The sequence below is a fragment of the Streptomyces spongiae genome, from assembly GCF_009377185.1.
GTDB lineage: Bacteria > Actinomycetota > Actinomycetes > Streptomycetales > Streptomycetaceae > Streptomyces > Streptomyces spongiae.
On record NZ_VJZC01000295.1, the window covers coordinates 1 to 12,184 of the forward strand.

General features: G+C 70.2%; 11 protein-coding genes. 7 read left to right on the forward strand and 4 right to left on the reverse strand.

Annotation, left to right across the window (positions count from 1 at the left end):
• Positions 1-44: 44 nt before the first annotated feature.
• Positions 45-578 (reverse strand): alkyl hydroperoxide reductase, encoded by a 534-nt coding sequence (locus FNH08_RS30735; RefSeq protein WP_152774793.1) that lies wholly within the window; start codon positions 576-578, stop codon positions 45-47.
• Between the two features lie 238 nt (positions 579-816).
• Between FNH08_RS30735 and FNH08_RS30740 the strand changes: the two genes are divergently transcribed.
• The 3 genes from FNH08_RS30740 (at position 817) to FNH08_RS30750 (ending at position 2,781) form a co-directional block, all read left to right on the forward strand.
• Positions 817-1,854 carry a MarR family transcriptional regulator gene (locus FNH08_RS30740; protein WP_322725803.1) on the forward strand — a complete coding sequence of 346 codons (1,038 nt, stop codon included), beginning with the start codon at positions 817-819 and terminating at the stop codon, positions 1,852-1,854.
• 83 nt (positions 1,855-1,937) lie between these two features.
• On the forward strand, positions 1,938-2,348 hold the full coding sequence (locus FNH08_RS30745; RefSeq protein ID WP_194238670.1) for a roadblock/LC7 domain-containing protein: 411 nt from the start codon (positions 1,938-1,940) through the stop codon (positions 2,346-2,348).
• A gap of 4 nt (positions 2,349-2,352) precedes the next feature.
• On the forward strand, positions 2,353-2,781 hold the full coding sequence (locus FNH08_RS30750) for a hypothetical protein (RefSeq protein WP_152774794.1): 429 nt from the start codon (positions 2,353-2,355) through the stop codon (positions 2,779-2,781).
• A gap of 58 nt (positions 2,782-2,839) precedes the next feature.
• Here the strand turns inward: FNH08_RS30750 and FNH08_RS30755 are convergent, their stop codons facing one another.
• Genes FNH08_RS30755 through FNH08_RS30765 form a run of 3 tightly spaced genes read right to left on the reverse strand, consistent with a single transcriptional unit; the run spans position 2,840 to position 6,389 of the window.
• On the reverse strand, positions 2,840-5,185 hold the full coding sequence (locus FNH08_RS30755; RefSeq protein ID WP_152774795.1) for an ABC transporter permease: 2,346 nt from the start codon (positions 5,183-5,185) through the stop codon (positions 2,840-2,842).
• Positions 5,182-5,868, reverse strand: coding sequence for an ABC transporter ATP-binding protein (locus tag FNH08_RS30760; RefSeq protein WP_152774796.1), 687 nt, complete (start codon positions 5,866-5,868; stop codon positions 5,182-5,184). Before FNH08_RS30760 ends, FNH08_RS30755 begins: the two co-directional genes overlap by 4 nt.
• Positions 5,865-6,389, reverse strand: coding sequence for a PadR family transcriptional regulator (locus FNH08_RS30765; RefSeq protein ID WP_152774797.1), 525 nt, complete (start codon positions 6,387-6,389; stop codon positions 5,865-5,867). Before FNH08_RS30765 ends, FNH08_RS30760 begins: the two co-directional genes overlap by 4 nt.
• Positions 6,390-6,699: 310 nt before the next feature.
• Between FNH08_RS30765 and FNH08_RS30770 the strand changes: the two genes are divergently transcribed.
• The 4 genes from FNH08_RS30770 to FNH08_RS30785 form a co-directional block, all read left to right on the forward strand.
• Positions 6,700-9,060: a transglycosylase domain-containing protein gene (locus tag FNH08_RS30770; RefSeq protein WP_152774798.1), complete on the forward strand. Its 2,361-nt coding sequence runs from the start codon at positions 6,700-6,702 to the stop codon at positions 9,058-9,060.
• A 343-nt stretch (positions 9,061-9,403) separates the two neighbouring features.
• Positions 9,404-9,841, forward strand: coding sequence for a hypothetical protein (locus FNH08_RS30775; RefSeq protein ID WP_152774799.1), 438 nt, complete (start codon positions 9,404-9,406; stop codon positions 9,839-9,841).
• Positions 9,842-9,895: 54 nt separating this feature from the next.
• On the forward strand, positions 9,896-10,795 hold the full coding sequence (locus tag FNH08_RS30780; protein ID WP_152774800.1) for a TatD family hydrolase: 900 nt from the start codon (positions 9,896-9,898) through the stop codon (positions 10,793-10,795).
• 167 nt (positions 10,796-10,962) lie between these two features.
• Positions 10,963-12,184: ubiquitin-like domain-containing protein (locus tag FNH08_RS30785; protein ID WP_322725804.1), on the forward strand; the 1,222-nt coding region annotated here is incomplete at its 3' end.

A 12,184-nucleotide genomic window follows, 5' to 3' on the forward strand; every position in this document is an offset into this window, starting at 1 on the left:
GGGTAGGGGCGGCGGGGGGCGAGGAACTGGAGCGGTCCCGCCGACTACTCGGCCAGGACGGCCTCGGCGTCCAGCGTCACCGCGACCGCCTGGACGACTGACGCGATCCTGAAGGCTTCCTGGACGGTCTCGCGGTCGACACCCGCCCTCCGGAGGGCCTGCTCGTGGGAGTCGAGGCAGGCACCGCAGCCGTTGACGGCGGAGACCGCGAGGGACCACAGCTCGAAGTCGACCCTGTCGACCCCGGGGTTGCCCAGGACGTTCATCCGGAGCCCCGCCCGCAGCGTGCCGTACTCGGGGTCCGACAGCAGATGACGTGTGCGGTGGAAGACGTTGCTCATCGTCATCGTCGCGGCGACCTGCTTGGCCGCCGTGTACGCCTCCGGCGACAGGTTCGCCCTCGCCTCCGGCGCCAGCTCGCGCAGCACGAACGGCGAGCGCGCAGCGATCGCCGTCGCCAGTACCGCGCCCCACAGCTGCTGCGGGGACAGGGCCGAGCCGCCGATGACCGAGCCCAGGTTCAGGCGCAGGTCCTTGGCGTAGTCCGGTATCGAGGACGTGAGGGAGTCGAGTGACATGCGGGACATCCTCCCTCTCGGGTCCTCGGGCTCTCGGGAAACCCAGCAAGAAACGGCCCGTATTCGATCAAATGAGCGCTCGAACAGCGACCAATGGGCGGCCGTACGTTTCATCTTCCGTCAGGTAGCGGCAGGTACCGCGACTCCCGCCGCCCCACACTTCCCGGCTGCTACATCTACCCCCTCGGAGTTACACGTCAGCCGTGTGTGCGACAGGTCAGGGGGATGAAGGGGAGTGGTGACGGACCGTCGGATTTCCCTCGACCGGGTCGGGTACGGCCTGCTGTCACGGACCCTCGCGGAGTGCGGGCGGGACGTGGCCACCGGGGAGCTCCGTGTGTCCGGGAGACCCGGTGGCGCCTTCCACCTCCGGGGCGGGCTCGTCGTCGCCGTCGAGAGCCCGGGCGCGCCCGGCCCCGAGGCGCTGCTGCTGCGTTCGGGGCGCATCAGCGGCGAGCAGTGGGACGGGCTGCTGCGTGAGCCCGGGGCCGGGCGCTGGCCGGAGGCGGGACTGGTCGCACACGGGTACGCAGGCGCCGCACAGCTGCGGGTGGTCCGCATGATGGCGTTGCAGGACGCGGTGTTCGCGGTCGTCGCGGGCCGCGTGGACGGCGTCGAACCCCTCGCCGAGCCCTCCGGTTCCGGCCCGCTCGCGCCGGTCGCGGTCGGCGAGAGTCCGCTGCGGCTGCTGCAGGAGGCGACCCGCAAGCTCATCGCCCTCGCCGCGCTGCCCTGTCCGGTCCTGCCCGACCGCGAACGGCCCCTCCCGGCGTCCGGAGCCGACGCGGACGACCTCCGGCTGCCGCCCACCCGGCGGGAGATCCTCACCCACGCCGACGGCCGCCGCACCGCCCGCGACCTGGCCTTCACCACCGGCCGCGGTGTCTACGCCGTCACCGTCGAACTCGCCCGCATGCTCGCCGAGGGCCTCCTGCGCTGCGAGGACGCCCCGCCGACGGTCCTGCCGTTCCCGGTCCGCACACCGCCCACGGGTGCCCTGAGCCCCGTACGGCAGTTCGTCGCCATGGCACCGGAAGACCCTCCGCGACCAGAAGAACCAGCAGGACCCCCGCGGCCCGAAGAACCAGCAGAACCAGCAGAACCAGCGGAGCCGACGGCAGTCGTACGGCTCGACACACCCCGGAAGCTTCCCCGGCGTGAGCCGGGGGCCAGTGGCATCACCGAGACTCTCGCCGCAACGAAGAGCGGGGCGGCGAGCTGGAAAGGGTTCTTCCGTCTGCGGCACCGCATCTGGACCCCGGACTCCGGCACCTGACGGACAGGGACAGGGACACGGCCCCGCACACGGAGAACACAGAGAACACAGAGAAGCACGACCACGTCAGGGAGTTCACGCACATGGATCACGAGGCTTTGACCAGGGAGATGCGGGGCCTGCGCGAACAGGTCACCGGCGTCACCGACACGGCCGTGGCCGCCGCCGACGGACTGCTCATCGCGGCCGACATCGCCGGCGGAATCGACCCGGAGGGCCTCGCCGCGATCGCCGCCGCGGGACTCGGGCTGGCCCGCCGCACGGCGGAGGCGACCGGGCGCGGCACCCTGCGCCAGACGGTGACCCACGGCAGCCAGGGCTGTGCCGCCTTCTACGCGGTGGGGGAGACCGCGTTGCTGGTGGTCCTGGGAGACGAGGGCATCGACGTGGACCGGCTGCACGAGGAAGCCCGTCCGGCCCTTGCCCGTATCGACGCGATCCTGACCTCGGCCGGTGCCGGGCGCGAGCCCGCCCCCGCGGTCGGGGCGGTGTGAGGGGATGGCGACCAAGCGCATGACGTCCAACTTCTCCGACCAGGTGATGAGCCTGGTCAAAGCACTGCGCAGCGACACCCCCGACTGTGTCGCCTCCGGTGTCGTCGATATGTCGACCGGGATGCTGCTGTCGTACGAGACGGTCGAGAGCCACCCGCCGGAGGTCCTCGACCTGCTCGCCGGAGCCACCCTCGACCTGTTCCAGGGCCGTACGGTCGTGATGATCGAGGACGTGTTCAAGGAGCGCCGGGGCGTCACCAGCGACCAGCACTTCTTCCAGGAGGTCCTCGTCAACAGCGAGAACCTCACCCACCTGTTCATCCGCATGAACGACCAGCAGGACGTGGTGGCCGTGGTCGTCTGCCGCAAGTCGGTGAACGTGGGCATGCTCTTCGCCCAGGCACGGCGGGTGGTGCAGAACCACAGCCTGTGAGCGCACGGGTGAGGGCCCCCTCCGGCGTGGAGAGGGCCCTCACCGTACGACTGCCGCGTTACTCCGTGCGCAGCCCGTCCGGCCTCATCAGCCGCAGCAGCGGCGGCAGGCTGAACAGCGTGACCACCACGACGACACCCGCGCCGACGCCCGTCATCGACAGCACGCTCGACCAGGCCACGACCACCGGGACGGACGTCATCTTCAGCAGCACCACCCCCAGGGTCAGGCCCACCACGGAGGCGAGGAGGAGGCCCAGCGCGATGGGGATCGCGGTCTGCCACAGCACCGACAGGCTCAGCGTGCGGCGCCGGGTGCCGAAGGCGACCAGGGCCGACAGCAGCTTCTTGCGTTCGCGCAGCTGCTCCAGCTGCGAGACCAGCAGGCTCGCGCCGATGAGCACGAGCACGCAGGTCGCGCCGACGAACAGACCCGTGCGGATGGCCGCGTACTCACTGGCTTGCTCTGTCGACTTCCACTTGTAGACCGTCGCCAGCGGATCGATGGCAGCCGCCGTGTTCCGCACCCGGTCGGACGCGTCCGGCACCGACGGGTCGAGGCGCACGTAGGCGGCACCCTCGAGCGCGGGGGCGACCTTGTCGGACAAGGCGGACGGTGTGACCAACAGCCCCCACACGCTCGGCCGCAGGGAATCCGCGCGCGTCTGGGCCTTCTTCACCTCACCCGGTACCGTCCAGGGGATCTGCTTGGCGGGGTCGGAGTCGTAGGACGGGTCGAAGTACACCGTGCGGCCGCGCTGGGCGAGCTTCTCGGAGTCCTGATCGTCCTCGTTCCCCGCCACGAAGACATCGCCGTCACGGCAGGAGGGGAGCTTCGCCATCTCCCGCAGGGCCGCGCAGTCGCCGACCGTGACGGTCGAGGCCAGGTCCGGGTCGGAGCGCTTGTCACCGACGTAGCCCGTGGAGACCGCCATGACGTCCTGTACGCCCTTGGTCCGTCCGAGCTTCTCCCCGACGGCGGTCACCTGGCCGTCGTACGGCAGGTTGATCTCCAGATTGGCGCGGGTGGTGTCCTTGCCCGTCGCCTTCGTGTACTCGCCCTCGACGCCGACGAACAGCATCTGCAGGGCGATCGCGCCGGCCACCGCCACCGCGACGCCGTTGACCATGCGGGCCGCGGTGCCGCTGCTCAGCTGGAGCCTGCGGACGGCCAGTTGCCAGGACACGGAGCCGGAGCCCATCCGTGCGACGAACGCCTCGACGACCCACGGCAGCAGGGCGGTGACACCGACGAGCAGGAGGACGACGCCGCCGGTGACCATGTACTCGTTGAAGTTCCCGTTCTCCGAGCCCTGGCCGATCATCGGGTAGAGCAGCGCGAGACCGCCGAGCGGCAGGAGCAGCCGCCACCAGAGCCTGCGCCGGGGCGGCTTGGCCGTGCGGACCACGCCGAGGGGCTCGATGACGACCCCGCGCAGGGCGAACAGGGTGACGAGGACGGCGGACGCCGGGACCACGACGGCGATCAGCGCGGCGAGCGCGGGGGAGGGGTTCAGGTAACTCGGGAACACACTGATGCCGAACACCTCGACCGTACCGGCGATCTCACGGCCGATCAGGAAGAACACCGCGCCGAAGAGCAGCCCCAGGACCGACCCGGCGAGCGCCTCTCCCGCCGCGATCCGGCGTGTCATGCGGCCGTCGGCGCCGACCAGCCGGAGCGCCGCGAGCCGGCGGTCGCGGCGCTCGCCGCCGAACCGTACGGCCGTGGCGATGAAGACGGCGACCGGCATCAGCAGCACCACGAGGACGACCAGGATGAGCAGCAGCAGGACCGGGTCCAGCTCCTCCCCGCCGGACTGGTCCGTCACGCTTCCGAAGTGCTCGATGCGGCCCACGCTCGACCCGTTGATCCGCTCCGCCAGCCCGTCGGCGCCCGCGTAGTAGGAGAGTTCGGCGGGGCCGACCAGACCGGGCTCGGCGATGGTGCCCGCGACGCGGTACGGCAGCCGCTCACGCAGCAGCTTCCCGTCGTCCGACTTCAGCAGGTCGGCGAGGGCGGGGGAGACGACCATCTCCCCCGTGGCGGGAAGCTTCTTCAGTCCCGGCGGTACCGGCGCCCGCGGTCCGTCGGGGTCCAGCAGCCGCCCGCGGACCTCCTTGTCGTCGTAATCGGTGTCGGTGTTGGCGACGACCAGGGTCTTGTCGGACGGCTTGGTCTTGGTGGTCTCCTCGTGGAAGACGAGGCCGATGTCGTCCCGGGCGTCCTCGCGGTCGTCCCGCGTGGCCTGGATCGTCGGTATCGCCGAGGTGAGCAGCAGCAGCGCCACTCCCAGCCCGACCCCGACCGCGGTGAGCGTGGCGCGCACCCACCCCTCGCGGCCCCCGGTGAAGGCGAACCTCACACCCATCGCCAGGTCGCGCGCCCACTGGCCGGCACTCATACGACCCGCTCCATGTCCCGCGACTTCCCGTCCCGTACGACGATCTCCCGGTCCGAGTACGCGGCGACCCGCGCCTCGTGCGTGACCAGGACGACGGCCGCGTTGGCGGACCGGGCGGCGTCCGTGAGCAGCTCCATGACCCGCTCGCCGTTGAGGGAGTCGAGCGCGCCGGTCGGCTCGTCGGCGAACAGCACGCGCGGGTTCGTCACCAGCGAGCGGGCCACGGCGACGCGCTGCCCCTGACCGCCGGAGACCTCACCGGGCCGCTTGCCCTTGAGGTCGTCGACCTCCACACGCTCCATCCAGGACAGGGCGGTGCGCTCGGCCTCCTTGCGGGAGGTCCCGTTCAGACGCAGCGGCAGGGCGACGTTCTCGACGCAGGTCAGCTCGGGCACCAGCTGGCCGAACTGGAAGACGAACCCGAACTCGCTGCGCCTGAGCGCGCTGCGCTCGGTGTCGTTCATCGAGGCCATCTCGCGGCCCTGGTACGTGATCGACCCGGAGTCGGGCGTCACGATCCCGGCGAGGCAGTGGAGCAGCGTCGACTTGCCCGAGCCGGAGGGGCCCATCACGGCGACGACCTCGCCGGGGTGGATGGAGAACTCGGCGCCGTCGAGGGCCGTGGTCGGACCGTAGGCCTTGTGCAGGTCGGTCGCGACGAGCAGGGAGCCGGCGGGTGTCATCGGGCCACCTCCTGGGCGAGCTTCTCGAGACGGGCGGCGGTGAGTTCGAGCCAGCGCAAATCGGCCTCCAGGTGGAACAGGGCGTGGTCGCAGATCAGTTGGTCCGCCAGGTCGCCCTTGCGCTTGCGGTCCGTGAGGATGCGCATCATGCGCAGGTGTTCGGAGCGCTGCGTGTCGAGGATCTCGGCCGCGTTCCGGTGGGTGAGCAGGGCCAGGACGACCTTGGTGTAGAGGACCGACTGGAGATACGGCTCGGGCTTCTCGGGTGTCGCGAGCCACTGCCGGACATCCGTGATGCCGGCCTCGGTGATCGCGTACCGCTTCCGCTCGGGGCCCTCGCCCTGCTCGACGCCGTCGACCTCGACGAGGCCGTTCTTCAGCAGTCGCGACATCGTCGAGTAGACCTGGCCGTAGTGCAGCGGCCGGTCGTGACCGAACTTCTCGTCGAAGGCCCGCTTCAGGTCGTAACCGTGGCGGGGCCCGGACTCCAGGAGCCCGAGGAGTGTGTGACCGATGGACATGGCAGGGACTATACATACGGCGTATACACCGTGCGTATACCCGTCCTGGGCGGTCCGGGGTCCAGGGTGCCGACCCCGCAGGTCACGGGCGATTGTCACGGTTCTGCTACTGAGCCTGTCGGTGCTTGTGAGCCCGACGGGCAACCTTCCGGCCTGTTGGCACGTCGGTACCTACGGGTCGGGTGCTGATTGTCACGTCCCGAAAAGCCGGGATCGACGGTCGTTTGTCACAGGGCGCGGTGTTAGCTTTCTACGCTGGCCGGTGACACACGCGAGTGACGTACGAGAAGGAAATCGAGAAGGAAGCGGCATGGGACGAGCGGAAGAGAGACGAGCGCGACAGCGCGGTGGCCGCCGCGCGGCGCCCAAGAGCTCGTCCAGGGCGGCCGCCTCCGGTTCGGTCGGAGCCGGCACGACCGGCACGACCGGGACGAGAGCCTCCAGACGGGCAGCCGCTTCCAGGAGTTCAGGGAAGGGCGGCATACGCCGCTTCTTCACCTGGAAGAAGCTCCTGGGCACGTTCCTCGGACTCTGCCTGCTCGGCATGGGCGCCTTCATCGTCCTCTACCTGGTCATCGACATCCCGCCGGGCAACGCCCTCGCGCAGGAACAGAGCAACATCTACAAGTACGCGGGCGGCAAGACCCTCACCCGCGAGGGCGACGTCAACCGCGAGATCGTCGACCTCGACCAGGTCCCCAAGCCCGTCCAGTACACGTTCGTCGCCGCCGAGAACAAGTCCTTCTACAAGGACGCCGGCATCGACCTCAGGGGCACGGCACGCGGTCTGCTCAACACGCTGTCCGGCAAGGGCAAGCAGGGCGGCTCGACGATCACCCAGCAGTACGTCAAGAACTACTTCCTCACCCAGGACCAGACGGTCACCCGCAAGCTCAAAGAGCTCGTGATCTCGCTCAAGGTGGACCGCCAGAGGTCCAAGGACTACATCCTCGCGGGCTACATCAACACCAGCTACTACGGCCGCGGCGCCTACGGCATCCAGGCCGCAGCCCAGGCGTACTACCGCAAGGACGCCAAGGACCTCGACGTCGCCGAGGGCGCCTACCTGGCCGCGCTGCTCCAGGCCCCCAGCCAGTACGACTGGGCGGCCGCCAGCAAGACCGGCAAGCAGCTGGTCAAGCAGCGCTGGAACTACGTCCTGAACAACATGGTCGAGGAGAACTGGCTCGACGCCGACAAGCGCGACGCCATGAAGTTCCCCGTGCCGGAGGACCCCCAGGGCGCGCAGGGCCTCGACGGCCAGACCGGATACCTGGTGCAGGCCGCCAACAACGATCTGGCGAAGCGGCTCGTCGCCGACGGCTCGGCGAACGACATGGACGACGCCAAGGCGATGGTCGACGCGGGCGGCTGGACCATCACCCTGAACATCGACAAGAAGAAGCAGGCCCAGCTGGAGAAGTCCGTCAAGGACACCCTCACCAGCAAGCTGGACGCGAAGAAGCGTTCCGTCGACGGCGACGTCCAGGCCGGTGCCGTGTCCGTCGACCCGAAGACCGGCAAGGTCCTCGCGATGTACGGCGGCGTGGACTACACCAAGCACTTCACCAACAACGCCACGCGCACCGACTACCAGCCCGCCTCCACCTTCAAGCCGCTGATCCTGGCCGCGGCCCTGCAAGAGGACGCCAAGACCCAGGGCGGCGACCCGATCACCGCCAAGACGATCTACGACGGCACCAGCAAGCGGCCGGTCGTGGACAGCGACGGCAACAAGGTCGGGTTCGCCCCGCCGAACGAGGACGACCGGAACTACGGCGACGTCACCGTACAGACCGCCATGAACCAGTCCATCAACTCCGTCTTCGCGCAGATGGGCGTCGACGTCGGCATGGACGAGGTCATGAAGGTCGCCGGCGAACTCGGCATGGACGTCGAGAACGAGCAGGCGGTGCCCGCCCAGACCCTCGGCACCATGGGCGCGAGCCCGCTGCAGATGGCCGGCGTCTACGCCACCCTCGACAACCACGGCAAGAAGGTCACCCCCGCCCTCGTCGCCTCGGCCGAACACAAGGACCACACGGTCAAGTTCCCCAACCCGATCGGTGAAGAGGTCATCAGCCGCGAGGCCGCCGACACGGTCACCTCGGTGCTCACCGGCGTGGTCGACGACGGTACGGCCCGTACGTCGGTGCGGGACAACCCCTCCCGTGACGGTCAGCAGGTCGCCGGCAAGACCGGTACCTCGGACAACAACAAGTCGGCCTGGTTCACCGGCTACACCCCGGGCCTGGTCACCTCGGTCGGCCTGTTCGGCGAGGACGCCAAGACCCACGCGCAGGTCACCCTTCAGGGCGCCACGGGCACGCTGCCGGGCAAGGGACGCGTCAACGGCGGTGGCTTCCCGGCGCAGATCTGGGCCGCGTACACCTTCGGTGCGATGGGCAAGGTCACCAAGTTCGACCTGGAGACCGACCAGGGCGCGGCGGTCCAGCCCACCGAGACGCCGACGCCGAGCGAGTCACCGTCGAGCACGCCGTCGGACGAGCCGACCACGAAGGCGCCGACGACGTCTGCTCCGGAGAGCAGCCCGGAGTCGAGTCCCGAGGAGACTCCGTCGGGCGAGGTGACGACCTCGGAGCCGGTCGAGACACCGTCGTCACCGGAGATCGAGCTGCCGGGGGATCCGGACGATCCGCAGACGCAGTAGGGGCGCTGTGGGGGTCGCTGCGGTTTGTTGAGCTGCAGGTGACCTGTGGCTGATCGCGCAGTTCCCCGCGCCCCTTTTAGGGGCGCTTGCGCGCCCCTTTGTGCGCCCCTGCGCCCCATGCGTGTGTAAAAGCGCCCCGGTGAAAGCAAAGCTCAGGGCTGGTGTCAGGGGGGTTCTCACAAGGGAACGCCAAATCGGGGCCAACACTCGACAGGGCTGATGCGCTCGTACCCATGGAGCAGTCCACTGGATGGCGGGGGACGCACCCGTCCCCCGCCCCCACTGGGGTTCAAGGGGGAATCCCGCGCCGTGGGTGCTTGTCCAGCGGAGAACAGGAGCTGGCATGACCGAGATCGCAGGGCAGATCGGCCACCGCGAAACGGCGACCGCAGTCGTCCACGAGTCCTATTCCTTCGCCTGCATGCGCTGTGGGCACGGCTGGGAGCAGTCGTACGAGATAGAGCACCACATCGACGGCGAAGGCCAGGAGTTCGTGATGTACGTGGCGGACGGACGGGTCGTCCCCTCGCCGCTGTCCAAGCCCACCTGCCAGAACTGCGACAACCACGTGGTGCGCATCATGAAGGCGGGGCAGGTGTCCTCCGTGCAGAGCCACCTCCACCGGCAGCCCCGTCCCGTGCCGCGGCAGACACGGGCGGAGGATGCCTCTGTGGAGGGGGAGTCGGCCGAGGGCCAGGATTCCAAGGACGCCAGGGACGCCAAGGACCATCACTGGCATCTGTCCGACCTTCTGCACCCGTTCCAGCGCCGGGCGAGCTGACGGCCACCGGCCACCGGACGCCGTGAGGGCATGCCTCCTTCGTAGGATCGGGGCATGCCTTCGAACACCTCCGGCCGACAGGACGCGCGGGACAAGAACGCCGCGCCGCCGCTGCCCGAGCCCCTTCAGGTCCCCGTCGCCGACTCGCACACCCACCTCGACATGCAGTCCGGCACGGTGGAGGAGGCCCTCGCCAAGGCCGCGTCGGTGGGAGTGACCACGGTCGTGCAGGTGGGCTGTGACGTGAAGGGCTCCCACTGGGCGGCAGCGACGGCGGAGGAGTACGAGAACGTCCACGCGGCCGTCGCCCTGCACCCCAACGAGGCCCCCCGCATCGTCCACGGCGACCCCGACGGCTGGTCCCGGCAGGGCGCCCGGGAGCCCGGCGGGGACGCGGCCCTGGACGAGGCGCTCGCCGAGATCGACCGGCTGGCCGCGCTGCCGCACGTGAAGGCCGTGGGCGAGACCGGGCTCGACTACTTCCGCACCGGGCCCGAGGGCAAGGCGGCGCAGGAGCGGTCCTTCCGGGCCCACATCGAGGTCGCCAAGCGGCAGGGCAAAGCACTTGTCATCCACGACCGCGACGCCCACGCCGACGTGCTGCGCGTCCTCAAGGAGGAGGGCGCCCCGGACCGCACGGTCTTCCACTGCTACTCCGGCGACGCGGAGATGGCCGAGGTGTGCGCCGAGCACGGCTACTTCATGTCCTTCGCCGGCAACATGACCTTCAAGAACGCCCAGCCGCTGCGCGACGCCCTCGCCGTGGCCCCGCTGGAGCTGGTCCTCGTGGAGACCGACGCGCCCTTCCTGACCCCGGCGCCGTACCGCGGACGGCCCAACGCGCCGTATCTCATTCCGGTCACGGTGCGGGCCATGGCCGCCGTGCGGGGTATCGGCGAGGACGCGCTGGCGACGGCTATCGGGGCGAACACTGCGCGGGCGTTTGATTACTGAGGGCTAACGCTTCCGGCACAGCCCCTGGGCCATTCGAGTGATCAACGTCACTGGATGCGGGCCCGTGTCGCCACGCTGCGTAGTCACGTTGCTTTGGAGAGTGATGGCCGTTCCGTTAGGTTGCGGTCGCCCGATCCGGCCTGTGGCCTCCCGAGGAGCGTGTCGTCGTGAGCAGAGCGCAGCACGAGACGTATGGCGAGACGTATGGCGATAGGTACGGCGAGGCGTACGGGCCGATCCCCGTCCCTGCGTCGTACGGCGACGATTCCGGAACCCACACGGCGGCGACCCTCCCCTACGGCCCGTACGAGGACACGTACCGTCCGGCCTACGCCTACGCCTACGAGACGGCGGCCGACGCGGTGGTGTCCCGGCCGGAGGACCCGGCACCCGGGAGACCCGGCGGCCGGGCCCGTCCCCGGCGGGCGTCGCGCCGCAGACGTGCCGCCGGGGGCCCCGTGCCGTTGCGCCGCCTGGTCCCGCAGGCGCTGGTCGTGGCGTTCCTCGCGGGCGGCACGTCCGCCTTCGTCGCCAAGGACAAGGCGATCGAGCTGAGCGTCGACGGGAGGCCGCGCACCCTGCACACCTTCGCGGACGACGTGACCGAACTGCTCGCCGACGAGGGCGTCGCCGTGGGCTCCCACGACGTGGTGGCGCCCGCGCCGGGCACCGCCCTGGCCAGCGGGGACGAGATCGCGGTCCGTTACGGGCGGCCGGTGCACCTCACGCTCGACGGAGCGCGGCGCCGGGTGTGGACGACGGCGCACACGGTGGACGGGGCGCTCGAACAGCTCGGGGTGCGTGCGGAAGGGGCGTACGTGTCGGCCTCGCGCTCCCGGCGGATCGGGCGTGAGGGGCTGGCGCTGGACGTCCGCACCGAGCGTACGGTCACGATCATGGCGGACGGGCGGGCGCGGACGATCCGTACGAACGCGGCGACCGTGCGGGAGGCCGTGGAGGAGGCCGGGATCACGCTGCAGGGGCAGGACACGACGTCCGTTCCGCAGGGCGGCTTTCCGCGGGACGGGCAGACGGTGACGGTCCTGCGGATCACGGGGACGAGGGAAGTGCGCGAGGAGCCGATCCCGTTCGACGTGCGTCGCACGGACGACCCGGCCCTCTTCCAGGGCACGGAGGTCGTGGAGCAGGCGGGGCGTCCGGGCGTGCGTCGCGTCACGTACTCCGTGCGTACCGTCAACGGCGTCCGGCAGAAGCCGCGGCGGATCCGTTCCGAGGTGGTGCGTGAGCCGGTGGCGCAGGTCGTGAAGGTGGGGACGCAGCCGATGCCCATGTCCGTGCGGGGGGCGGATCATCTGAACTGGGCGGGGCTGGCGGCGTGCGAGTCCGGGGGGCGGCCCGACGCGGTGGACCCGTCGGGGACGTACGGGG